Raw genomic sequence first — 23,426 nt, 5'->3', positions numbered from 1 at the left:
ATAGAAATTTCGTTGGCCGCTTTCCTCACCTCGACCTCGAACAGCTCTTGAATGCACTTGTTCGAAGGATAAGGCACCCGGTCCCTTGATCATGGTCGTGAGGGATCACTCGCGCATCTCAAGCAACCGACGTGCCAATGGCGCTCTGCGGGCTTTTCTTAAAGAAACAACGCACCTATCGCTGCGTTGACTGAATACTGCCGTCTTAGAGTCTGTCCGGAAAGATTATCTTGGATTGCATAGCTTTCGCAGCATGAGTCGGATGGAGGCCAGCTTGAGAAAGGCGAGCGCCCTGTGATTGAAGCATTCCCAATCTTTGGACAGTCTTCGGCATCGCCCGAGCCAGGCAAAGGTACGCTCGACGATCCAGCGTTTGGGCAAGACGACGAAACGGTGAGCCTGATCGGAGCGTTTGACGATTTCGAGGTTCACGCGCTTCAGAGCGCTACGCAGCCCCTTCTGGAAATGTGGCCCTTGATATCCGCCGTCGGCGTAGAGCTTCAGAAGAAAGGGATAGAGGCCGAACAACGTTGCCATCAGGAGCACGCCGCCGTCGCGATCCTGGATGTCCGCCGCATGCACGATGGCGTGCATCAAGAGGCCTTGCGTGTCGACGAGAATGTGCCGCTTCTTGCCCTTGATCTTCTTGCCCGCGTCGTAGCCATGGAGATCATGAGGCCCCCTTTTTCAGCGCTTTTCACGCTCTGGCTATCGATGATGGCGGCGGTGGGAGAAGCCTCGCGCTCGGCCCTTTCGCGACATTCGACATAGAGGGCGTGATGAATTTTATCGAGCGTGCCGTTCCAGCTCCACAGATCGAAGTAGCCATACAGCGTCGAGCGCGGCGGCAGGTCCTTGGGGATCGCGCGCCACTGGCAACCTGTGCTCAGGATGTACATCAGCCCGTTGGCAATCTCGCGCAGGTCCACCGTACGCTTGTTGCCGCCGCGCTTGGCCGGCGGGATGCGAGGCGCGATCAGCGCCCACTCCTCGTCGGTCAAGTCGCTCGGATAGCGCAGGCGGCTGCGGTCGTAGCGTGCACGGTTCTCGGTAGTCCACATTGGCGGCGCGTCCCCATCGAATCAGGCCGCTCACCTTGAATCACAACCGATTCATTCGACTCAACATGTTTTGGAACAGACACTTACTGTCGGGCCTGGGACAGCGACGTCTTGGACCAGACACGGCCCAACACAAAGCACGCACCGTCAATGGCGAGGATCGCCGAGAAGACTAACCCGTCTTATTCGTCAGAGGGCGCCTGAGAGGCTGGCGAGCGTGGTGTAAAGCGCTGATGAAGCGTAGGATTCGGTTGCGAAGCCAACCCCATCACCTTCCACCGCGAGCGCCACGCCCGCCATGACCGATGATACGAGTCTACCCTTCTCGTTTCCAGCCGTTCACGCCAAGAAAGTCACAGCTGCCTTCGATGGCGGTCGGCTGACCTCGAACGGGGGCGTGATGCTTCTTGCGATGGCCGAGCGACGTCTCGGTTTGGCCAACAATTTGGCCCGGGTGTTCCCGGATCGGCGCGATCCGACGCGGGTCGTGCACAGCCTTGTCGATATGTTTCGCGCTCGCATGTTCGCGATCTGCTGCGGCTACGAGGACGCCGATGACCTCGATCATCTGCGGTCCGATCCCGCATTCAAGCTGGCCTGTGGACGGCTACCAGACAGCGGTCGCGATCTGTGTTCCCAACCGACGCTGTCGCGGCTGGAGAATGCTCCCCGCCTGCGCGACGTGATCCGCCTGACCTACACCCTGGTCGATGCATGGATGGATAGCTATCCGTGCGAGCCTGCATCCGTCACGCTCGACATTGACGACACCTGCGATGTCGTCCACGGCCATCAGCAACTCTCGCTGTTCAACGCTCATTATGACGAACGCTGCTTCCTGCCGATCCACGTCTACGACACGGAGAAGAGCCGGCCCGTGGCGGTCGTGCTGCGGCCCGGCAAGACGCCTGGCGGGGTCGAGGTGCGTGCCCATCTGCGCCGCCTGGTGCGGCACATCCGCACGCGATGGCACAAGACGCGAATTACGTTCCGTGGCGACGGGCACTATGCTCGGCCGGAGGCGATGACGTGGTGCGAGAACAACGGCATCGACTACATCTTCGGTCTGTCCGGTACCAGGCCGCTCGCCAGAAAAGTCGACGAGGTCGCCGACGATATCCGCACCCGACGCGCCATCGAGAACCTAGCTGTTCTGCGCGGCTATACCGAGACGCGCCACAAGGCAAAGTCCTGGGATCGCGAACGGCGCACCGTCGCCCGTATTGAGGCGACGATGCTCGGCCTCGACATCCGCTTCGTCGTCACCAGCCTCGATGTCGGCTCGGCCGAGTGGATCTACGACAGCCTGTATTGCGCGCGCGGCCAAGCCGAGAATCTGATCAAGCTGCATAAGACGCAGCTCGCCTCCGATCGCACCAGTTGCCGTTCGGCGCTCGCCAATCAAGTCCGCCTCGTTCTCCATACCGCCGCTTATTGGCTGATGCTGACCGTGCGCGACGCCATTCCCAAAGTCCGGGAATTGGCCACTGCCGAGTTCGCGACGCTGCGTCTTCGGCTCTTGAAAATCGCCGCCCGGGTTGTCGAGACCAAGAGCCGCATTCGCCTTGCGTTCGCCGCGGCATGTCCCGAAGCCGACCTGATCCGCAGCTTGCCCGGCGCGCTGCTGCCGCTCGGTCCTTGACCGGTGGGGCGTCCGCCCGCGTTCACCCAACCCATCCCTCAAGCGCGTTGCAAAGTACCGGTCGTCAGGCGGTGAAAAGCCGAAGGCAATCCTGTGCGCCTCGTCAGCGGAGGTGTGCGGATGCACCAGTCGGACCAAAATACCGCGCTCTCACGAATAGGGCGGGCTAATTGCTTGAGGATCACCCTTGCTGGTCAGAATGCCTCACAAGGATTTTCGTCATCGAGTGAGAACATCAAGAGATAGGCACCACGCTCGGTGCTGCCAATCCTACAAGGACGCGGAGAAAGCATGCTTTCCAGGTTCACGGGGCCGGATGCCGAAGGACCGCCAGTGTTCAAGCAGACGAGCGGCGCAGCGAAGTTCTGCTGGTGGAGATGGACGCATGCGGTAGCGCCCACTAGGCCGTGATCCGCGGTGACGGTGACCCATGTTCGCCGCTGAGGTGACGGGCCCGCCCACGGCAAGCGGGTTGTGCCAGATGGTCCGGCGCCGACCCTCAAGCATGGGGGCTCATTACGGGTGAGTTGGCACGGTCCTTGACTGTTGGTCCTTGCTGGCCGACAGCTGACGACCAGCACCACCGACTTGTCACTTCGATGGAGACAATAATGACTGACATGTCCGCGTACGGTGTAAGCAGCTTAGCTCCTCAAGAAGCAGCCGCAACGTCGGGAGGTTCGTTCTCTCGCGAACAGGCTGAGAAACTGCTTTTGCGTGGCCAGCATCCCCCCTTGGTGGAAGCCACTTTCGCCCGGGATTCGATTCTAAAACCAAAACGGTGAAGTGGACGAGCAGAGCGGAACACTTAGTTGGAAAGTGACGACTTCAGACGCCGGCACAGTGTTTGCTAAATTGCCGTAGGCATGATCAGCGCGTCGGCGTTGTCTATCATGTCCACGGCCCTGGCCGCCGGCATCCGTTCGCGTGCGCGAACCGTGCGCTTGGTCAAGGGCGGTCGTTGCTGGGTGATCCAACTCGCGACCCGCCCTTGGCGGCATTGTCCTTCAGCCTACGAAGTGTTGACGAGGCGCGACATAGTATCAGCCAAGCACTCGAGTTTTACAACGGCCGACGCCCTCATTCGAATGGTAGACGGGGTATGATGACGACCAAGACGAGACGCAGATCGACCCTACACTGAACGCAAAGATCGCGCTGGAGACGGCGCGGGAGGCAATGACGACCGAAGTGGCCCTGCGCCCGGAAGTAGCAACTGCTGAACCGGGGCCGTGCTTTTCACGCGGGCTTCGGCGAGAGATCGAGAGCGTCAACTCAACAACACTGTTGATTTAGATCGACTGCCTACCAAGTTCCGGCGGCGCATCGAGGACACATCTAGCTAGTACGGCGTTCAAAGCCGACGGTCACGCTATCTCGGATGCAGGATATCTCATGTCTCGTACTCCTCCATCATCCTAGAAGCTATTTAGGAACCGGTTCTCCAGGGTGAAGTCGGCCACGAACTCCTTCAGCGGCGAACAACCTACATTGTCGCGCGTCAGACATGGCGATGCTCCTTCGAGCAGCATGGAAAAGATTTCCGCTTTCTCAGAGCAGTTGGCACGATTCTTGATGTCCATCTGCTTGCGAGTCGGCGGCGCTGACGCGCATCGTTTATCGACAACAGAAAGGAGCAATCATGGAAAAACGAGCAACGATGAAAATCGACCTGCTAGCCTACGGCGTAACCGAATTATCCCCAGAAGAAGCAGCGGCAACTTTGGGAGGCTCGTTCTGGAAGATCTTCGATAGGGTCGTTCAAACAGTGGTTAACGTTGCGACACTGGCGCTCGGTGCAATAATTGGAGTTGGAATCATTCGCGGGCGCGGTGGTCGCCATCCTTAATGAGATGGCCAAAGCCTTATAACCGCAATCAGAGCGCGGCGCTGGTCGGTGCACCACTTAAGCAGCGACCAGCCCCACTCGATCAGAGTTTCAATGGAGGCAGCCAATCGTCGATAGGAATATACGTCTGCAATGACCAATATCCTGCTCCCTCCTGAAATGATCAACTTCACTGCAGAGAGCATCCTGTCGCGAGAAACAGGACGATCTTTGGCGATCTATAAGATCATCGTGTCTTCGGTCGCTGCGGCGTTGCTGTCGCTGCCAGTCATAACCGTCACGCTGTCAGTTCAAAGTGCTGGTGCGATTCGTCCTACCGTCGAGAAGACTCCTGTGATCGCGCCCACCTCCGGGCGCATCTCACGTGTACTCGCAGTTGAGAACGATATTGTTGCAGAAGGCGGAGAAATCCTCGCCCTTGACGATAAGGGCATTCAAGAGAAGATCAGTGTGCTCTCTGGCGAAATTCGTGCGAAGAACGATCGCACCACTGATCTTCAGACCATGATCTCTTTCGGTGCGCAGGCGGACGCGCCCATCCCCCTGCGGACCGAGTCCGCCAGGGCCGAGTGGCTGCATTTTCTCAACTTGTTGCGGGAGAACCGATATGCCCGCAGGAATGCCGCCGCAGAACTCGAGCGTGCTCAGCGTCTCGTCTCGGTTGCTGCCGCGCCCGCGAAGTCAATTGAGGAAAAGGCTTTCGCTCTCCAGAGCCTTGAGGCGAGAGGCGAGATCCTCGCCCGGAGCAAATCCGCCGAATGGAACCAGCAGCTCTTCGACACTAATCTGCGCCTGAGAGAACTAACAGCCAACTTGCATCAGCTTGAGAACGAACGTGATCTGACTATCATCCGTGCCCCCGTGTCAGGGGCTATCGAGCAATTCGCCGGCCTTATGCCCGGAAGCTACGTCCAGGCGGGGCAAACTGTCGGCTGGATCTCGCCCGACCGCGAACTGGTGGCAGAAATCTACGTTTCGTCCAAAGACATCGGTTTCGTAAGGCCGGGCCAGCCGGTGCGGCTCCAGGTCGATGCTTTCAACTACAATCAATGGGGTATGATCGACGCGACAGTGCTAGACGTGGCGCAGGACTTCACCCTGCGTGACAAGAACCCTGTGTTCAAGGTCCGCTGCGCGCTCTCCCGAAATTATCTTGAGCTCACAAACGGGATAATCGGTCATTTGAAGAAGGGCATGACCGTGCGCGGCCGCTTTCTCGTGGCGAAGCGCACACTCCTGCAACTACTCTACAACGAGATCGATGATTGGCTTAACCCGCTCCTGTCACCTCGTTAGTTAAATTTTCTAAGGGGCCAGTGGGCCGCCATGTCGAGTCGAATCCCCAAGTTCAAGCAGCGCGACATCACGGATTGCGGGGTTGCTAGTCTTGCTTCCGTGGGCGCCTTCTATGGCTGCAAGTTGCCACTGTCGCTGATCCGTCAGTTTGCCTCGGCCGACCGCTCCGGGACCAGCGTGTCGGGTCTCCTCCAAGCGGCTCAAAAGCTCGGTTTCATTGCGAAGGGCGTCAAAGGTGGCTTCGACAGCTTGCACAAGATTCCCAAGCCCGCCATCGCGCATGTGGTGGTAAAGGAGGTCCTGCACCACTTCGTAGTCGTTCAAGCGATCGACCGGAGGTGGGTCACCATCATGGACCCAGCGTATGGAGAGATCCGCAAGCTGTCTCACGAGGAATTCAAGACGCAATGGACTGGTGTCCTGTTGCTCATGGTCCCGGCAGACAACTTCAAGCGCCGCGACGAGACCACCTCCCCCCTTCTCCGCTTTGCCCGACTGGTTGCGCCCCACCAAGCCGCACTAACGCAGGCCCTCGTCGGCGCACTGATAACGACCCTCCTCGGCCTCTCGACGACCATCTACATCCAAAAGATTGTCGATCATGTTATCACAGCAGGAAACCGCAATTTGCTCAATCTCATGAGCGTCGTGATGCTGCTGATCCTTGTGCCGCAGACCCTGATCAATTTCCTGCGAAACCGGCTCGTCCTGCAAACGGGGCAAAAGATCGATCTCCACTTGATCCTAGGCTACTACAATCACGTCCTAAGCCTGCCCCAGAAGTTTTTTGATGGCATGCGTACAGGAGAAATCATCTCCCGCATGAACGACGCGGTCAAGATCCGAAGCTTTCTGAACGACGTCTCGATCACCTTATTTGTTGATGTGCTGGTGATCCTGTTCTCCTTTGGGCTGATGTTCGTCTACTCATGGAAAATCGCTTTGGTAGTGGCGGGCTCCGTCCCAGTATACCTCTTAGTTTATTGGACCATGAACCGGCTGAATAGCAAGCGCGAGCGCGCAATTATGGAGAATGCGGCAGATCTGGAGGCGCAGGTGGTAGAATCACTCGGAACCATCTCCACGATCAAAGCTTTCGGAATAGAGAGCTATGCCGGCCTGAAGTTTGAGACTCGCTTTGTTAAGACCCTGCACTCCATCTACAGGTCCGGCCTCATCTCAATCGTCGGAGACAATGCATCGATCTTCCTCTCGACCCTTTTTACCATCGTGCTGATGTGGTTCGGTGCAACGCTCGCCCTCGATCAGACCATTACACCCGGCGAGTTACTGTCCTGCTATGCGCTGCTCGGCCATATCACCGGCCCGGTTACAAGCCTAATTCACGCCAACAGGATTGTTCAGGATGCCATTATCGCGGCGGATCGCCTGTTCGAGATATTCGACCTTGATCCAGCAGGCAGCGGCGGCATTAATGCCACCACGTCGGACGTTGGCGATATTCATCTGGAGAACGTCACGTTCCGCCATGGCGCCCAGCCGGAGCTTTTCAAGGATTTCAGCGTCAGCTTCCGGCGAGGGGAGATCACGGCTGTGGTCGGAGAAAGCGGCTCGGGCAAGAGTTCGCTTGCTGCCTTGCTGCAAAATGTGTACCCGCTTGAGGGTGGACGCATCCGCATCGGCTCCTATAACCTCCAAGACCTCTCGGCTGAATCCCTGCGCAAGATTGTTGCCGCGGTACCGCAATCCGTGGACGTGTTCTCGGCCTCAGTCATCGAGAACATCGCGCTTGGCGAGTTCGAACCGAACACCGGGAAGATAGTGCACATCTGCGAACAAATCGGTCTGCGTGACGTGATCGAGCGCTGGCCAGGTGGCTACCAGGCCTATCTGGGCGAGAACGGCGTACGCCCTTCGGGCGGAGAGAAGCAGCGCCTAGCGTTGGCTCGAGCTTTGTACCGCGATCCAGAGGTCTTAATCCTCGACGAGGCGACCGCCTCTCTCGACTCCGTCGCCGAGGCATTTGTCATACGGGCGATTGAGGAACTGCGTCTGGCCGGCAAGATCATCGTGGTTATCTCTCATCGACTCAACACGATTTGCGGAGCCGATAAGATCGTCGTGTTGGATAAGGGACGTGTTGTTGCGGAGGGAAGGCATGCTGATCTGCTGACGGCTGAAGGCGCTTACGCTCGCTTGTGGCGGGCGCAGACCGGATTCAGTTAAGCGCTCGTGGATTACCCTGGCGGCAGCAACGTCAGCAGCTAATCCTTGAACACGGGATCTCACGGATCGACTCCGCGCCGCCCTGCCATCGAATGAATTTTTGAGCTCGGCGACCGGCAGGTTGGTCTCCAGGTCGAAATCGCGCCCAGTATTGCCGGCGCCGAGCGATATTCGACCCAGTCGCCCGGTTCGAGGATGTGCGGAAGGCAAAGCAGGATGCCGAGCCATGGATGGTCCATTGATCTACCCGGCCAGGCGCTTCATCTCGGCGGCCGCGGCCAAGGCTTCCTCCCACGCCTTCGAAAAAGCTTTCGCAATCCTTCGCCTCCACCCCGCGCATCGCGCTCTCGATTCGCGCAAGCGTCTGCGTTAGCGTCGGGGCCTGTGAACCGTAAGAGCAGGTCGCGAATATCCTCAGGATGCGTCATGCGCCCGCCTGAGGGGCGAAACGAAGGCGATCAATCCGATTGTAGTTGATCACCGCCGGGTCGGCGCCGATCACCGGAAGTCGGCTGACTACGTAATGCACGACCTTGTCCATTCCCAGCTCCTGTTTCAGCGGATGTTGTAGGTCGCGCCGATCAACCGTTGCGAAGTTTCGGCAGCCGAAAATATCTTCCTTCGATCTAGCGGCTCCATGGCGGGCATTCTGAACTGGTCGCCCCGCAGCTCGGCTATCACGTGGATTGATGCCCGCTCCGGTTCGAGAAAATAGTCAGTGAGGCGCGGCCGCGCAGCACCGCGACGAGATCGATGGTCTCGGCGATCAGCGCTTTGAGAACGGTGAGGAGGGCTTCCTGGATGAGCTGCTCGAGGCGGCGAAGCACGCCCAGCGCCGTGCCGGCGTGAATCATTCCGGTCCCGCCGGGATGCCCCGTGCCCCAGGCTTTGAGCAGCTCCAAGGCTTCGCTGCTGCGGACTTCGCCAATTTGAATTCGGTTGAGGCGCAGGGACGAGCGGACCAGATCAGACAGGGACGCGACGCAACGCCGTCCTTGGTGCGCAGCGCGACCGGGTTCCGCGCGCGGCATTGCAGCTCACACGTATCCTCGATTAGGACCACGCGATCGGCGGTGCCGGCGATCTCGGCCAGCAATGCGTTCGTCAGGGTGGTCTTGCCGGTCGAGGCGCCGCCGGCCACCAGGATGTTCCTGCGGGCGGCCACGGCTTCGCGGAGCACGCCTGCTTGTCCCGCCGTCAAGCAGCGGGAAAAAACCTGCCTCGACTGGATGCGGCCATGGACCTTCTCGCGCCAGCTCTGGTGGGGTCATCGCGTCCCGGCAGGAATCCAGAGCGGGGCATTCAAGCCTCGTCAAGCAACTTGATGATCAAGGTCGCACCGACGATCAGCAACCTCCGAAGTCGTCGATTCCCGCGCTTTGATATCGCCCCAAGCCGCTGCGTTTGGATATCCGCGCTCAATGGCCTGCCGAGTGGCCCTGACGACATCGGCGCAATTGCCGTAGCGGATCAGACTGGCATAGACCTCGACTTCGCTGGTGAATGCACCGCCTAGTACGACTGAGTCACAAAACCGCAGGCTTTATCCGGCCGGAATCAGCGATGGTTGAAGCATGGACCATCAGCCGAGGAGGCTACATGAGCGGGCGTGGCACCAAGACCAGTGAGATGCGATTTGCGACGTATTTGGAAGGGCTTGCCAGCGTCATCGGTCATGCTGATCGGAAGGCACCGCTGCGCGACTATTGCGTCGGCCTCATGGCCTGTGGCGGTCGTAAGAGCGTGGAGCCAATGGCGGCGATGACGGCTCCGGAACGGACGGCCGCCCAACATCAATCGCTGCTGCATTTCGTCGGCAGCGGCGCCTGGTCGGATGAGAAGGTGCTGGGCAAGGTACGAGAGATGGTCCTGCCGGCGATCGAACGCCAGGGCCCGATCGAAGCTTGGATCATCGATGACACCGGATTTCCCAAGCAGGGGCGACATTCGGTTGGAGTTGCACGGCAATATTGCGGGCAGCTCGGCAAGCAGGATAATTGCCAGGTGGCGGTGTCATTATCGATTGCCAATCACCACGCCAGCCTGCCTGTTGCCTACCGCCTTTATCTTCCGAAGGAATGGACTGAGGATTGCGATCGGCGGCGCAAGGTGGGCATTCCTGCCGAAGTCGGCTTCCGGACCAAGCCGGAGATCGCGCTGGAGCAGTTGCGGTGGGCCTGTGCGACCGGCCTTCCGCGTGGTGTCGTGCTGATGGACGCGGGCTATGGCAACAACAGCGATCTGCGCACGGAGATCACGGCGCTGGGATTGACCTATGTGGCGGGTCTTCTGTCGAGCACAACGGTATGGGCGCCCGGCACCGGTCCCTTGCCGCCGAAGCCATGGTCGGGCCGCGGCCGTCCCCCGAAACTGATGCGCCGCAACCGTCAGCGTCGGCCGGCCGCCGTTAAAGCGCTCGCGATCGGCCTGCCGGCCAAAGCTTGGCGCACCATCACGTGACCAGACGAGCGCGTAGCCGTCATCGACCGCGACGAAGTTGGCGTAGATCGGCGCCGGGAAGGACGGGTCGTCGAGCTTCACCGAGTGATAGACGGTGTTCTCTTTCGAGGTCCGCTGCCACGCGGCGCCTATCTCAACGTTGCCGGCCGTCACGCGCAGGTCCGGCGCCTTCTCGTTACCGGAGGGTTCGGTCGGAAGGAAGCGTACCTTAATGTTGAGCAAAAGCGTCTTGATGGTGCCGGTGTACGAGCCATCTTCGGCGCGGGTGAAGGTGCCAATCTGAGCCATGGTGATCTCCTGTTGCTGTTTCCAAGCCCGCGACCATCGCGGCCTTGATGGCGATCTGTGAGCGCCGCAACGACCGCCCCGCAGCCTTGGCCCGCAGCGTCAGCGGAGGATGGCGGGCTGAGCGATCTTGTTGCCTCGCGAGGAATGCCGCCGCTTGGCGGCAGGGGAAGAAGATCGCGAACGAGCCATTGCGGGTAAAGGTCGGCGAGCGCAGCGAGCGTATTGTGGCGCGTGATCCGCCAGCAAAAGGCCGGTATGGACGTGAGCCCAAGCAGCTTCACAGGAGAGCATCGGCTCACAGGCATCACCAAGGCCAATGACGGCGTCACCGCACTAACCAGATTCACGCGCAACAAGAGCGTCCTTCTCCGGTTCCAAGATCGAACGGGAGAAGGCTCAACTTGCTGATGTGGCCGGCACGATCGTGCTGCCGCACCGAACGGACCGACGGCGCGTCACCGTAGCATGATAATGAAGCCTCACGTCGTGTCGGACGTAGATGCGTTCTCCAACAAAGAGGCGATCAATGCATCCGGCGCCCTGAACCGACCGCGGCGCAGCTCCGGCGGAACGACCGCTTCCACTGCCTCGAGCCTTTCCGAGGGATCCATGCGGAGATAGACCTCGGTTGTGCGGATATCGGCATGCCCAAGCCACAGCGCCACCTTCCGGATATCGTGCGTCGCCTGCAGCATGATCACCGCGCAGCTATGCCGAAGCTGGTGCGGAGAGATCGAACGACTGCGCAAGGACGGGCACGCCTCGGCCGCCGCACGAACGTGCTTGTCGAGCACGTACTCGAAGCCCGCACGGGTCATCGGCTCATCCTGTGCGTTGACGAACAGCTCCGGCACGCGGACTGCTCCCCTGACGCTCAACCAGGCGCGAAGGTCGCGCGCGGTGTCCTTCCAGAGTGGGAGGCAGCGTTCCTTGCGGCCCTTGCCCCGGATCGTCACGCTCGCTCCGTGCTGGAGCGACAGGTTTTCGGTCAGAACGCCGACCAGCTCGGAGACCCGCAAGCCCCCGGCAAAGCAGAGGTGCATCATCGCCCGGTCGCGCACGCCGGATCGTGTCGCAAGATCGGGGGCGTTGAGGATCGCGCGAACCTCCTCCATCGTCAGATGGCGGATGAGCTTCTGGTCGTGGCGCTTGACCGGGATGGCATGGACGCGACCGATCTGCTCAAGGGCGGAGGGCACCCGGTGCTCCACATAGCGCATGAACGTCTTGATGGCGGCGAGCCGCAGGTTGCGCGTGGCGGCGCCATTGCCGCGCTCCTGTTCGATGTGGGCCAGGAAGGCGACGATCAGCGGCGCGTCCAGGTCTTCGATCGTCAGCCGTGACGGACGCGTGCCGAGCCGTTTCGCGGCGAAGTCGAACAGCAGCTTGAAGCTGAACGCGTAGGTCTCGCAGCTTTCCGGACTGTAGCCGCGCTGGCGGGGCATGTAGTCGCGCAGGAAGCCTGTGATGAGAGGGGCGAGCTTCGTCATGCCACGCTCCCTCCAACCAGCATTTCCGCTGCCGAGGCGATATCCGCCATCATCTCCGGCGTCGCCTGGAGGTACCAGTAGGTGTTCTGGATATCGGCATGGCCGAGATAGGTCGACAGAGCGACGAAGTGCCGGGCGACCGCGCCACGCTCGACACCGCATTGTTCGAGCACGCGAGTTGCGAAGGTATGGCGCAGATCGTGGATGCGAGGCTGCTGGCTTCGCTCCGGTGCAATTCCCGCTCGCCGCAAGACGCAGCGGAATGTGTAATTCACCGTCGTCGAGTACAGCGCCCTGTGCCGGACGGATGGGAACAGCCAGTCGCTTGCGCCGGCGCGTTGGCGGCGGGCCTCGAGATAGCGGGCGAGCGCCTCGATGACCGTCGGATGCAGCGGCACGAGCCGGCTCTTGCGGAACTTGGTCTCGCGGATGTGCAGCACACCATCGGGCCCAATGTCATCAAGCTTGAGCGCAATGGCCTCCGAGATGCGCAGTCCCGTGGCGGCGATCAGCCCGAACAGCATGACGTAGAGCTGGTGACGCAGGGGATTGGGCTTCTGACGTCGGAGCCTGCCGGCGGCCTCGAGGATGCGGGCGATCTCGTCCGCGGTATAGATATAGGGAATCGGTCGCGTTTGCCGGTTCCGCGCGAAGTCGGCGCGCGGGATCTCATGCCGAGGATCTTCGGCATGCAGGAAGCGCGCGAACAGGATCAGGTCCGTCAGGCGCCGTTCGCGTGCGCCCGGCGTCCGGGCGACCGTCGGCAACCAGGCGAGAACGGATGCGGTGCGGATATGCGCTTCGTCCCGCCCGGCGGCGAAGCGCGCGAAGGCACGAAGACACCGCTCGGCCTTGACCAGCTTGTAACCGAGCGTGCGGCGAAGGGTGATGTAGCGGTCAGCGTCCTCGCTCAACATGGTAGCCTCCCGCCCCAGGGCTGCGCAATCTCCGACAAGAGGCCGATATCCACCTTGGCATAGAGCGCTGTGACCGATGGGGAGCGGTGCCGCAGCACGGCGCCGACACCGGCAAGGCTGGCGCCGTTGCGCAGCATGGTCGTCGCGGCGGAGTGGCGCAGAACATGAGCCCCACGATGGATGCTTTTGACGCCAGCCCTATCGAGGGCACGGCGCACGATGCATTTCACGGCGATGCGGCTGAGCGGCCTGACGGGCGCAGCACTCGTCAGGAAGACCCGCGTTGTCGCGACGCGCGGCCGTGCCCGCTCGATATAGGCGAGGATGGCATCGCCAATCTCCTGAGTCAGTGGCAGGCGCTCCTCGCGCCGAGCCTTGCCGGCAAGGGTTATCCTGCCAGCCACCCAGTCGATCTCACCGAAGGCCAGATTAGCGACTTCGCTTGCCCTGAGGCCCAAGCGGGCAAGGAGCAGAATGACGGCCCGATCGCGCAGCCGATCCTCGCCGTCACAAGCGGCAAGAAGGCGGCCGATGTCGGCTTGCCCGAGGAAGCGTGGCGTCGTCGCCAACTGCCAGTTCGCGAAGCTCGGAACAGCCTGTTCCCGGCCGACCGGGCACTGCCCTGTCGCCACAAGATATTTGAGGTAGGCGCGCGTGGCGACGGTGATGCCTTGCGCCCGTCCGCGTCCGTGCGGCTTCGCGCGATCGAGCACGAAGCCGCGGATCGCGGCGGCTGTGTACGGGGCCGGATCGGTGCCGAGCGACGCCAGCAGGTCGACCAGGATCGCCTGATAGGTGTCGAGCGTGGAGTCCTTGACGCCGCGCTGCTCCCGCATCCAGCGACGGAAGGCGGCCAGTGCCGGCCAGCTCTCCTCCAGCGACGGCCGCCGCTCCGGCGGCAGCACGTTCGTCTCACGCAGATAGGCGATGAACAGCGCGGCGGCGCCCTGTGGCGCACGAGTTGTCTTGCTACCCCGGAACACCGACGCCGATGCGGCGAAGCCGGCGGCGAGCGTTTCGATCTCGAAGCCGGACGCGCGGACCCAATCGGCCCACAGCGCGAGCAGGCGCGCCACCTCTGTTACTGTCGCCGGTGTGTATTTCCGCAGCGAGAGCCAGTCCTTGAAGTCATCGACATGCGGTTGCAGCCAGTTGATCCGGACATCAACGCTTCGGCGATGTCTGCGCTTTCGTTTTGTCACCACGTTTTCCTTCGAGTTGCTTGTTCACGCCGGGAGCGCCCGGCGCGTCGAGCAAACCGAAGGTTTCGATCCCATTCCATGCGATAGGCGTTTTGCCCACTGGATCCGAATCCGACATGTCCGTGGAGACCCGTCGGGCGCGGCGTGTGTCGTTGGGTCGGAGCATGCTGGCCGTAATGCCGGAGGGTTGACGCGCCGGCGGCGCCGAACGTGCTGAAGAGGCGCCGACCGCCAGCGTCGTTCTCTGCCGACAATGCCGGCGAAGCCCCCGATGCGGCCTCTCTTGGGGCTGGTCTGGCGCCGCTCCAGACTTGGCCTGCAACGGCTCCGCCGACCTTCTTCCCCTGCGGCCACGCCGCATTCCTCGCGCAACAACAAGCTCGGCTGCCGCCGTCCTCCGCTGACGCTGCGGCCCGAGGGTGCAGACGTCCGGTCCATCGCCTCACGACCGCCATCGAGGCTGCATCGGGCGGCTTCGGGGAACTCTCAGGAGATACGACAATGGCTCAGATCGGCACCTTCACCCGCGACGACAACGGCGCCTTCGCCGGCACGATCAAGACCCTCACCCTCAACGTCAAGGCCACCATCAAACCCTGCGACCGCGACAACGACAAGGCGCCCGACTATCGCGTCACCGCCAACGGTGTCGAGTTCGGCGCCGGCTGGAGCAGGACCGCCCGTGAGACTGGTGCCGAGTACCTCTCGCTCAAGCTCGACGATCCGTCCTTCACGGCTCCGGTCTACGCCTCCCTAGTTCAGGGTGACAAGGGCGAGCACAAGCTCATCTGGTCGCGATGACTGGCCCAACGGCGCTCCGCTCTCAGCGGGGCGCCACTACTCGATCACGTAGCCCAGCGCGCGATAACCCGCTCGTCGCTTCGCTCCCATCCGGGCCAGAACCGGGACGGTATTATCGACATAGTCGACGACCAAAACATCTTTCTTGCCATCATGCTGGCGATGCAGGCGGCCGACATACTGTGCCAATGTTCCCTTCCAGGCGATCGGCATCGTCAGGAACAGCGTGTCGAGTCGAGCGTCATCGAAGCCTTCACCAATGTAGCGGCCTGTTGCGAGTATCAGACGCTCATCATCATCAGGGACATTCAACACCGTGTTGGCTGTTTTGCGATCCTTCGCGGACATGCCGCCACGCAGCACCACGAGATTTTTCACGAATGGCGAGAATCTCTGACGAAGATATTCGAGATGGTCTTTTCGTTCTGTCAGAACGATGGGCGAACGCTTGGCTTCAAGCGATTTCAATACATCATCAAAGATCAGGTCATTCCGGCCACTGTCCTGCGCCAGGGCTGCATAGATCGCCGGCATTGACGGGCGTTCGGCCAACGCCAAGGACGGCGGCAATTCAAATTTCGTCGAGCGATCGCGGGCGCGGTGACGAATGCCACGTTCGGCAGCCTGAACTCTTGCATCGACCCGATGGCGAACAGGGCCGCATTGCATGAAGATGATGGGATGATGCCCGTCCTTTCGGGCAACGGTCGCGGACAGGCCGACGACGTATCGCGCCTTTGACCGCCGAGCGACAAGCTCAAAGCTTGCAGCGGACAGATGATGGCATTCGTCGACAATCAGATGACCGTAATCAGCAACGATATCAGCGACCTCTCCATTGCGGACGAGGCTCTGGATGAGCGCCACATCGATGACGCCGGTCGGCTTTCTTTTTCCACCCCCGATAACGCCGATCTGTTTCGGATCGATGTTCAAAAAGGAACTCAGGCGCTCCACCCATTGAGTGAGTAGTTCCCGGCGATGAACGAGAACCAGTGCGTTGCGGGCGCGATGTGCGATGAGTGCGGCTGCGACAACCGTCTTGCCGAAGGCCGTCGTGGCGGCGAGCACGCCGCTGTCGTGGGCAACGAGAGCATCGAAAGCCCGGGATTGTGGCCCTCGCAGTCCGCCCTGGAATGAGACGCCGGCAGGCAGCGCCGTTCCATCTTCGCGATGATCGTCCAAAATGGCGACCGCCCCGTGACTCTTGATGAGTTCGACAGTTTCGTCGAAGCAGCCGCGAGGCAGAGCTACATGTCGAGGATGGAGCTCGGCGCACGAGACGATTCGAGGCTTGCCGAATGTCGGCAAACGCATTGCTTGCGCGCGATAGAATTCCGGGTTCTGGAACGCTGCCAAGCGAACGAACTGCGCAATCAGGGCCGGCGGAAGTTCTGTCCTGTCGATGTAGATCTGATCAGCGACCACGATCCTGATCTGCTGTGGTATCGCAGCATTGATACGCCGTGGCTCACTACGGCGTGACGGCGACATCTTCCACGGCTCGTCAGCATGTTCGTCATCGACCGGCATCCGGACGCCCAACACCCGTCCTGACAGTTCCGCCTCGTTGGCGATCCCGAAGGCCGCATCAGCTGATAATCTTGGGAGAGAAGACAGATACGCCCATTGGTCGTCGTAAGGTCGCAGATCTCTGTCGACAAAAACGCTGTTGCCAACTTCGCGAGCTTTTCGTTGGAGGGGAAGTGCAATCAGATTGCCGAAGCCACCAAGTGGCATCGTATCCTGGTTGGGAAAGAACCGATCATAAGAGGAGAAGCCGATCTCGGGACGTTTCTCCATCGTCTCCGTGATCAGGGCCGCCCCCATCTGGCGCGCGGTCCGCGCCGGGATCGGTTCGCCGAAGAATATCCAGACATGGCCGCCATTTCCCGATCGGGACCGCTCGAGAGCGGCAGCGATGCCTCTGCCGCGGCAGGTTTGCAGGAGCGCCCCGGCGTCCTCCGCCCACGCCTCCTTGTCGAAGTCTGCGGCGAGGAACCAGCATGTTTCGTCCTGGAGCAACGGGTATACACCGGCGACAAAGTCACCGGTGCGGGTATCGCCGCCACGAAGGTGCTTTTCGATGATGTCCTCGGAAGGAGGAATGAAAGCCTGATGCGGGCATTCCCCACATTTTACCTTCGGTTTCCCGCAGATTTCTTTCGCCCATTCGTTGGAACAGGCCGGCGAATAACCGGAGCGTCCAGCTTTTCTATTTTCCCATCGCACCGGGAAAACATCGGGCCGCCCGGCGAACAGGCGCCGGAACAACTCGATTTTCTCGATAGATGAGGAGTTGTTGGTAACAGAGGCATCGGCAAAAGCGTGCCGTTCGGCCGCGCGGCTACCGGAGATCAGCTTTTGCTCAAGCGCTTCCAATTCACGCTCAAGCTCCATCCGCTCTGCATTCAGATCAGCTAACCGCCGTCGAATGCGTGCGATTTCCCCCGAAGCTTCATTCTTGTCGACCAACTTTGTAGCCTACGCCTAAATGTTCATGTCGCGCGCAAACATAGACCAAAGACGACCTCCGTTTAAGGCGGACTATGCGTCACGACGGCCCAAGGTGTTCGACATTATGCGGAGCAAAATCCACCAAAACCGGCGGAAATCCAGCCTCACAGGCCAACACTCCGCATAATGCCGCTCTACGCATAATAGAGAGCGTTTTTAGATTGGCGGCGCGGTACCGAAACTTCAAAGTGCGCAGCTGCGAGTGCGCCGGTAATCTAAAAACGTGTTGGACGAAGCCGCCTAGCGCGCAGCTGCCGCTATGGAAATTGGATGCTGCTTCCCGATGGACAGCGCCGTCGCCGGGGCTTCGGGGACATGCTGGATGCGGTCTTGATGCGAAACATTCTAATCGAGATATGGTCTCCCGGACGAAAGGACCGGCGACGCCAGCGCCTGGAGGGCTCGATGTCGGAGGCGTGACAATAGGACGCCTGCTGTCTGCCTTGGCAGACGGAAAGCACGATGATCAATGAGTTGAAAAGCCCGACCGTCATGAAGTGTCCATAAGAGGTGGGTCGTGTGACGCAACGGGCGCGAGCACCTCGATGCACACCATCTGCCCTTGACGGCAAAAGGGACATTCTCGCAGGGAAACTCCGGTCAGCTCCTCGACCTTGTCGCGATAATCGCGCCCTTCCTTCGGTTTTACCGGCGTATCGGACTGCTGCATTCCGAGCAGTTCGCGGCAGCGGGCGAGCTTTTGCTTGCGGTAGCGGTTGCCCATGAAACCGTAATAACGGATGCGCTGAAATCCCTCGGGCAAGACATGGACGAGGAAACGCCGGATGAACTCCCCGGCGTCGAGCGTCATCACCTTTTGCCGGTTCTCGTTGCGATAGTCCTTCCACCGGAAGCGTACCTTGCCATCCTCGATATCGACGATCCGGTTGTTGGCGATTGCCACCCGGTGTGTATAGCGTCCGACATATTCCAGAACCTGCTCAGCGCCCGCGAAGGGTGGCTTGGCATAGACCACCCAGTTGACCTGGCGGGCGGGATCCAGATAGCGCCGGAATGCGACGGGATCGTGCAGCCGTTCCAATGACGAAAAGAATCGCAACTCACCGGCATCGAATGCTCTTTGCAGGCCTTCGAGAAACAATCGCCGGAAGAGTCGGGAGAGCACGGCGACTGGTAGGAAGAAGCCGGGACGACACGCGATCCAGCGGCTCCCGTCAGGCGACAGCCCGCCGCCGGGCACGACGCAGTGGAGATGGGGATGATGGCTGAGATTCTGACCCCAGGTGTGAAGCACCGCGAAAAACCCGATCTCCGCGCCGAGATGTCGCCGATCGGCAGCAATGGTGCGCAAAGTCTCGGCGGCTGCGTGGAACAGGATCTTGTAGACCGTGCTGGCATTCTGGAAGGCAATCGCGGCGATCTCGTCGGGAACGGTGAAGACGACATGGAAGTACTGCGTATCGAGAAGCTCTTCCCGCCGAGCCTCGATCCATTCCGCTCGGGCGAGCCACTGGCACTTGGGGCAACTGCGGGAACGGCAGCTGTTGTACGCGATCCGTCGTTCACTACAGCGGTCACACTGTTCGACATGCCCTCCGAGCGCCGACGTTCGGCAGCGCTCGATGGCAGTCATCGCTGCGCGTCGTTCGGTCGATAGCGAGGCCCGGTGCTGCTCTCGCCAGGCAGCACCGTAGCGACGGAATATATCCGCGACCTCCGGACTTGAGCGGCCCATGAGGTTGGCCGTCAGAAATGTTCGGGCGTTGGCGGCGAGGAAGCCTTGGGGATTGGGCGCGGCAGCAGTTCAAGCGGGCTCGTCGCCGCGCAGACCTTGTTGGTAGCGATCCGCAAATATTGGGCGGTCGTCGACAGGCTGCGATGGCCGAGCAGGAGCTGGATGGTGCGGAGATCGGTTCCGGCTTCGAGCAGGTGCACCGCAAATGCGTGCCGCAGCGAATGCGGCGTCACCGGCTTGGAGAGTTTCGACACCCGATGTGCCTTGCGGCAGGTGGCATCCACGGCGCTTGTCGATATCGGTTCTCCAGTAACGGCGCCGGGAAACATCCAACCCCCGGTGGGTCGCACGGCGCGCCAATAGTCCGTCAGCACCTCCAGCAACCTGGCCGATAGCATGACGTAGCGGTCCTTCTGTCCCTTGCCTTGTTCGACGCGCAGCACCATGCGCTGGCGATCGATGGCCTCAGGCTTCAGGCGGGTCGCCTCGGAAATACGCAGGCCGGCGGCATAGCATGTCGTCAGGATCGCCTGGTGCTTGAAGCTCTCGATGCAGCCAAGGAAGTGCAGCACCTCCTCGGGGCTGAGAATGACGGCCAGTGTCTTTGGCGCCTTTGGGCACGGAATGACCTGGTCGAAATCCCAATCGAGGCCGAGCGTGACGCGGTAGAGGAATCGAAGCGCTGCGACGGTCACGTGCACCGAACGTGGCGCCAGCTTTTTCTCGTTCGTCAGATAGACCTGGTAGGCTCGGATATCCTCCGGGCCTAGCAAAGCCGGCGATTTAGCGAAATGCCGGGCGAACTGCGAAACCTGCAGCAAATACGAATCCTGTGTGTGTCGCGACAGGTTGCGTACCTGCATGTCTTCCATCATGCGTAACCGAAGCGAGGTCATAGCGAACTCCTTGGCAAGGGGGACGCTGCGCGCGGGCAGCAACACCATCTTGCCAAGGGCAAGCGCGTCTGAAATGGAATGGATTACGTCGCTGTACGGGTGGTGTCGGGGTCAGAGACACGGGCTGGCTTCAAGGGGGATACCCCACGCTCAACGCGGATACCCTCCCGCGGAGCGGGTTCGTCCAATGTCGAGCTAGGAGCGGCTTGGCAGAAGACCGCCAGGGACACCGAGCGCGATTACCTCTCGGTCAAGCTGGACGACCCGAGCTTCCCGGCTCCAATCTATGCCACCCTGATTGAGGTGGAAGGCCAGGAAGGTCTTCAGCTCATCTGGTCCCGCCCCAGCCGGGACTGAGGGCCCGCGAGAGCGGCCTCGCCGAAAGGCGGGGCCGCGTCTGCATTGACACCAGCAGATGTGCGCACGCTCAGGGCCTCAGGCGCGGGTATGGAGCCGTTTAGCCCGTCTTATTCGTCAGAGGGCGCCTGAGAGGCTGGCGAGCGTGGTGTAAAGCGCTGATGCGGCGTAGGATTCGGTTGCAAAGCCAACCCCATCACCTTCAGCCGCGAACACCAGGCCCGCCATGACCGATGATACGATTCTGCCCTTCTCGTTTCCAGCCGTTCACGCCAAGAAAGTCACAGCTGCCTTCGATGGCGGTCGGCTGACCTCGAACGGGGGCGTGATGCTTCTGGCGATGGCCGAGCGGCGTCTCGGCTTGGCCGACAATTTGGCCCGGGTGTTCCCGGATCGGCGCGATCCGACGCGGGTCGTGCACAGCCTTGTCGATATGTTCCGCGCGCGCATGTTCGCGATCTGCTGCGGCTACGAGGACGCCGACGACCTCGATCATCTGCGGTCCGATCCGGCATTCAAGCTGGCCTGCGGACGGCTGCCGGACACGGGTCGCGATCTGTGTTCCCAACCGACGCTGTCGCGTCTGGAGAATGCTCCGCGCCTGCGCGACGTGATCCGACTGACCTACACTTTGGTCGACGCATGGATGGATAGCTACCCGCGCGAGCCGGCATCCGTCACGCTCGACATCGATGATACCTGCGATGTCGTCCACGGCCATCAGCAGCTCTCGCTGTTCAACGCTCATTATGACGAACGCTGCTTCCTGCCGATCCACGTCTACGACACGGAGAAGAGCCGGCCCGTGGCGGTCGTGCTGCGGCCCGGCAAGACGCCGGGCGGCGTCGAGGTGCGTGCCCATCTGCGCCGCCTGGTACGGCATATCCGGACGCGGTGGCACAACACGCGAATTACGTTCCGTGGCGACGGGCACTATGCCCGGCCGGAGGCAATGGCGTGGTGCGAGACCAACGGCATCGACTACATCTTCGGTCTGTCCGGCACCAAGCCGCTCGCCAGAAAAGTCGACGCGGTCGCCGACGACATCCGCACGCGACGCGCCATCGAGAACCTGCCGGTTCTGCGCGGCTATACCGAGACGCGCCACAAGGCAAAGTCCTGGGATCGCGAACGACGCACCGTCGCCCGTATTGAGGCGACGATGCTCGGCCTCGACATCCGCTTCGTCGTCACCAGCCTCGATGTCGGCTCGGCCGAGTGGATCTACGACAGCCTGTATTGCGCGCGCGGCCAAGCCGAGAATCTGATCAAGCTGCATAAGACGCAGCTCGCCTCCGATCGCACCAGTTGCCGTTCGGCGCTCGCCAATCAAGTCCGCCTCGTTCTCCATACCGCCGCTTATTGGCTGATGCTGACCGTGCGCGACGCCATTCCCAAAGTCCGGGAATTGGCCACTGCCGAGTTCGCGACGCTGCGTCTTCGGCTCTTGAAAATCGCCGCCCGGGTTGTCGAGACCAAGAGCCGCATTCGCCTTGCGTTCGCCGCGGCATGTCCCGAAGCCGACCTGATCCGCAGCTTGCCCGGCGCGCTGCTGCCGCTCGGTCCTTGACCGGTGGGGCGTCCGCCCGCGTTCACCCAACCCATCCCTCAAGCGCGTTGCAAAGTACCGGTCGTCAGGCGGTGAAAAGCCGAAGGCAATCCTGTGCGCCTCGTCAGCGGAGGTGTGCGGATGCACCAGTCGGACCAAAATACCGCGCTCTCACGAATAGGGCGGGTTAGCTTATTGTTACGAGGGTATGAACCGACCAGTTTGAAACTCGAGGCCAAAGTCGTAGTTGGACTACGATAACGAACATTAATCTAAGAGTCTGTCCGGAAAGATTACCTTGGATTGCATAGCTTTCGCAGCATGAGTCGGATGGAGGCCAGCTTGAGAAAGGCGAGCGCCCTGTGATTGAAGCATTCCCAATCTTTGGACAGTCTTCGGCATCGCCCGAGCCAGGCAAAGGTACGCTCGACGATCCAGCGTTTGGGCAAGACGACGAAACGGTGAGCCTGATCGGAGCGTTTGACGATTTCGAGGTTCACGCGCTTCAGAGCGCTACGCAGCCCCTTCTGGAAATGTGGCCCTTGATATCCGCCGTCGGCGTAGAGCTTCAGAAGAAAGGGATAGAGGCCGAACAACGTTGCCATCAGGAGCACGCCGCCGTCGCGATCCTGGATGTCCGCCGCATGCACGATGGCGTGCATCAAGAGGCCTTGCGTGTCGACGAGAATGTGCCGCTTCTTGCCCTTGATCTTCTTGCCCGCGTCGTAGCCATGGAGATCATGAGGCCCCCTTTTTCAGCGCTTTTCACGCTCTGGCTATCGATGATGGCGGCGGTGGGAGAAGCCTCGCGCTCGGCCCTTTCGCGACATTCGACATAGAGGGCGTGATGAATTTTATCGAGCGTGCCGTTCCAGCTCCACAGATCGAAGTAGCCATACAGCGTCGAGCGCGGCGGCAGGTCCTTGGGGATCGCGCGCCACTGGCAACCTGTGCTCAGGATGTACATCAGCCCGTTGGCAATCTCGCGCAGGTCCACCGTACGCTTGTTGCCGCCGCGCTTGGCCGGCGGGATGCGAGGCGCGATCAGCGCCCACTCCTCGTCGGTCAAGTCGCTCGGATAGCGCAGGCGGCTGCGGTCGTAGCGTGCACGGTTCTCGGTAGTCCACATTGGCGGCGCGTCCCCATCGAATCAGGCCGCTCACCTTGAATCACAACCGATTCATTCGACTCAACATGTTTTGGAACAGACACTAAGCG

14 protein-coding genes and 6 pseudogenes are annotated in these 23,426 nt (G+C 60.9%); 9 read left to right on the top strand and 11 right to left on the bottom strand.

What is annotated here, in order from left to right:
* Nucleotides 1-225 precede the first annotated feature (225 nt).
* Nucleotides 226-1,061: pseudogene (locus tag HAP41_RS47770) on the bottom strand (IS5 family transposase).
* Between the two features lie 298 nt (nucleotides 1,062-1,359).
* Between HAP41_RS47770 and HAP41_RS47765 the strand changes: the two are divergent.
* Nucleotides 1,360-2,703: an IS1380 family transposase gene (locus HAP41_RS47765; protein ID WP_166091063.1), complete on the top strand. Its 1,344-nt coding sequence runs from the start codon at nucleotides 1,360-1,362 to the stop codon at nucleotides 2,701-2,703.
* Nucleotides 2,704-4,121: 1,418 nt separating this feature from the next.
* Here HAP41_RS47765 and HAP41_RS47760 read toward each other — a convergent pair.
* A complete protein-coding gene (locus tag HAP41_RS47760; RefSeq protein ID WP_166098604.1) occupies nucleotides 4,122-4,286 on the bottom strand; it encodes a hypothetical protein in 165 nt (54 codons plus the stop codon).
* 59 nt (nucleotides 4,287-4,345) lie between these two features.
* On the opposite strand from HAP41_RS47760, the gene HAP41_RS47755 reads away from it, so the two are divergent.
* From HAP41_RS47755 to HAP41_RS47745, 3 genes are all read left to right on the top strand, one after another.
* Entirely contained in the window at nucleotides 4,346-4,552 is a 207-nt protein-coding gene (locus HAP41_RS47755; protein WP_166098600.1) for a hypothetical protein, read from the top strand.
* Nucleotides 4,553-4,762: 210 nt separating this feature from the next.
* Nucleotides 4,763-5,848, top strand: a complete 1,086-nt coding sequence (locus HAP41_RS47750) for an HlyD family secretion protein (protein WP_166105935.1) — start codon at nucleotides 4,763-4,765, stop codon at nucleotides 5,846-5,848.
* Nucleotides 5,849-5,878: 30 nt separating this feature from the next.
* Nucleotides 5,879-8,035 carry a peptidase domain-containing ABC transporter gene (locus tag HAP41_RS47745; protein WP_166107021.1) on the top strand — a complete coding sequence of 719 codons (2,157 nt, stop codon included), beginning with the start codon at nucleotides 5,879-5,881 and terminating at the stop codon, nucleotides 8,033-8,035.
* A 677-nt stretch (nucleotides 8,036-8,712) separates the two neighbouring features.
* Here HAP41_RS47745 and HAP41_RS47740 read toward each other — a convergent pair.
* Nucleotides 8,713-9,236, bottom strand: a pseudogene (locus HAP41_RS47740) (ATPase, T2SS/T4P/T4SS family); the annotation flags it as partial.
* Nucleotides 9,237-9,272: 36 nt separating this feature from the next.
* Here HAP41_RS47740 and HAP41_RS47735 point away from each other — a divergent pair.
* Together HAP41_RS47735 and HAP41_RS47730 are read left to right on the top strand one after the other, a co-directional pair.
* On the top strand, nucleotides 9,273-9,551 hold the full coding sequence (locus HAP41_RS47735; protein ID WP_224580805.1) for a hypothetical protein: 279 nt from the start codon (nucleotides 9,273-9,275) through the stop codon (nucleotides 9,549-9,551).
* Between the two features lie 83 nt (nucleotides 9,552-9,634).
* Nucleotides 9,635-10,492 (top strand): annotated as a pseudogene (locus HAP41_RS47730) (IS701 family transposase); the annotation flags it as partial.
* Between the two features lie 57 nt (nucleotides 10,493-10,549).
* On the opposite strand, the pseudogene HAP41_RS47725 reads toward HAP41_RS47730, so the two are convergent.
* The 4 genes and pseudogenes from HAP41_RS47725 to HAP41_RS47710 form a co-directional block, all read right to left on the bottom strand.
* A pseudogene (locus HAP41_RS47725) lies at nucleotides 10,550-10,783 on the bottom strand (DUF736 domain-containing protein); the annotation flags it as partial.
* A gap of 479 nt (nucleotides 10,784-11,262) precedes the next feature.
* On the bottom strand, nucleotides 11,263-12,273 hold the full coding sequence (locus HAP41_RS47720) for a tyrosine-type recombinase/integrase (RefSeq protein WP_166101305.1): 1,011 nt from the start codon (nucleotides 12,271-12,273) through the stop codon (nucleotides 11,263-11,265).
* Nucleotides 12,270-13,190 carry a tyrosine-type recombinase/integrase gene (locus HAP41_RS47715; RefSeq protein ID WP_166101298.1) on the bottom strand — a complete coding sequence of 307 codons (921 nt, stop codon included), beginning with the start codon at nucleotides 13,188-13,190 and terminating at the stop codon, nucleotides 12,270-12,272. Before HAP41_RS47715 ends, HAP41_RS47720 begins: the two co-directional genes overlap by 4 nt.
* The gene (locus tag HAP41_RS47710) at nucleotides 13,184-14,392 is read right to left on the bottom strand and encodes a tyrosine-type recombinase/integrase (protein WP_166101295.1); all 1,209 of its coding nucleotides are present in this window, start codon (nucleotides 14,390-14,392) and stop codon (nucleotides 13,184-13,186) included. Before HAP41_RS47710 ends, HAP41_RS47715 begins: the two co-directional genes overlap by 7 nt.
* Before the next feature lie 501 nt (nucleotides 14,393-14,893).
* On the opposite strand from HAP41_RS47710, the gene HAP41_RS47705 reads away from it, so the two are divergent.
* The gene (locus HAP41_RS47705) at nucleotides 14,894-15,193 is read left to right on the top strand and encodes a DUF736 domain-containing protein (RefSeq protein ID WP_166101292.1); all 300 of its coding nucleotides are present in this window, start codon (nucleotides 14,894-14,896) and stop codon (nucleotides 15,191-15,193) included.
* A 36-nt stretch (nucleotides 15,194-15,229) separates the two neighbouring features.
* On the opposite strand, the gene HAP41_RS47700 is transcribed toward HAP41_RS47705, so the two are convergent.
* The 3 genes from HAP41_RS47700 to HAP41_RS47690 form a co-directional block, all read right to left on the bottom strand.
* A complete protein-coding gene (locus HAP41_RS47700; RefSeq protein WP_206706271.1) occupies nucleotides 15,230-17,593 on the bottom strand; it encodes a TOTE conflict system archaeo-eukaryotic primase domain-containing protein in 2,364 nt (787 codons plus the stop codon).
* Between the two features lie 607 nt (nucleotides 17,594-18,200).
* A complete protein-coding gene (locus HAP41_RS47695; RefSeq protein ID WP_166101280.1) occupies nucleotides 18,201-19,406 on the bottom strand; it encodes an IS91 family transposase in 1,206 nt (401 codons plus the stop codon).
* An 11-nt stretch (nucleotides 19,407-19,417) separates the two neighbouring features.
* Nucleotides 19,418-20,302, bottom strand: a complete 885-nt coding sequence (locus HAP41_RS47690) for a tyrosine-type recombinase/integrase (protein ID WP_166106044.1) — start codon at nucleotides 20,300-20,302, stop codon at nucleotides 19,418-19,420.
* Between the two features lie 180 nt (nucleotides 20,303-20,482).
* Between HAP41_RS47690 and HAP41_RS47685 the strand changes: the two are divergent.
* Both HAP41_RS47685 and HAP41_RS47680 read left to right on the top strand, forming a co-directional pair.
* Nucleotides 20,483-20,659, top strand: a pseudogene (locus tag HAP41_RS47685) (DUF736 domain-containing protein); the annotation flags it as partial.
* A gap of 226 nt (nucleotides 20,660-20,885) precedes the next feature.
* Nucleotides 20,886-22,229 carry an IS1380 family transposase gene (locus HAP41_RS47680; RefSeq protein WP_166053720.1) on the top strand — a complete coding sequence of 448 codons (1,344 nt, stop codon included), beginning with the start codon at nucleotides 20,886-20,888 and terminating at the stop codon, nucleotides 22,227-22,229.
* A gap of 272 nt (nucleotides 22,230-22,501) precedes the next feature.
* On the opposite strand, the pseudogene HAP41_RS47675 reads toward HAP41_RS47680, so the two are convergent.
* Nucleotides 22,502-23,337: pseudogene (locus HAP41_RS47675) on the bottom strand (IS5 family transposase).
* Between the last annotated feature and the right edge of the window lie 89 nt (nucleotides 23,338-23,426).

Origin of the sequence: Bradyrhizobium barranii subsp. apii, from assembly GCF_011516635.5 — a bacterium.
Taxonomy (GTDB): domain Bacteria; phylum Pseudomonadota; class Alphaproteobacteria; order Rhizobiales; family Xanthobacteraceae; genus Bradyrhizobium; species Bradyrhizobium barranii.
Note: the sequence above shows the minus strand (reverse complement) of the source record. Positions and strands in the feature narration are given on the sequence as shown.

What these genes read in the sequence shown, in the direction of transcription:
- HAP41_RS47765 (WP_166091063.1), top strand. Translation starts at nt 1,360, where the DNA reads ATGACCGATGATACGAGTCTACCCTTCTCGTTTCCAGCCGTTCACGCC.
- HAP41_RS47760 (WP_166098604.1), bottom strand. Translation starts at nt 4,286, where the DNA reads ATGGACATCAAGAATCGTGCCAACTGCTCTGAGAAAGCGGAAATCTTT.
- HAP41_RS47755 (WP_166098600.1), top strand. Translation starts at nt 4,346, where the DNA reads ATGGAAAAACGAGCAACGATGAAAATCGACCTGCTAGCCTACGGCGTA.
- HAP41_RS47745 (WP_166107021.1), top strand. Translation starts at nt 5,879, where the DNA reads ATGTCGAGTCGAATCCCCAAGTTCAAGCAGCGCGACATCACGGATTGC.
- HAP41_RS47735 (WP_224580805.1), top strand. Translation starts at nt 9,273, where the DNA reads ATGGACCTTCTCGCGCCAGCTCTGGTGGGGTCATCGCGTCCCGGCAGG.
- HAP41_RS47720 (WP_166101305.1), bottom strand. Translation starts at nt 12,273, where the DNA reads ATGACGAAGCTCGCCCCTCTCATCACAGGCTTCCTGCGCGACTACATG.
- HAP41_RS47715 (WP_166101298.1), bottom strand. Translation starts at nt 13,190, where the DNA reads ATGTTGAGCGAGGACGCTGACCGCTACATCACCCTTCGCCGCACGCTC.
- HAP41_RS47705 (WP_166101292.1), top strand. Translation starts at nt 14,894, where the DNA reads ATGGCTCAGATCGGCACCTTCACCCGCGACGACAACGGCGCCTTCGCC.
- HAP41_RS47700 (WP_206706271.1), bottom strand. Translation starts at nt 17,593, where the DNA reads ATGGAGCTTGAGCGTGAATTGGAAGCGCTTGAGCAAAAGCTGATCTCC.
- HAP41_RS47695 (WP_166101280.1), bottom strand. Translation starts at nt 19,406, where the DNA reads ATGGGCCGCTCAAGTCCGGAGGTCGCGGATATATTCCGTCGCTACGGT.
- HAP41_RS47690 (WP_166106044.1), bottom strand. Translation starts at nt 20,302, where the DNA reads ATGACCTCGCTTCGGTTACGCATGATGGAAGACATGCAGGTACGCAAC.
- HAP41_RS47680 (WP_166053720.1), top strand. Translation starts at nt 20,886, where the DNA reads ATGACCGATGATACGATTCTGCCCTTCTCGTTTCCAGCCGTTCACGCC.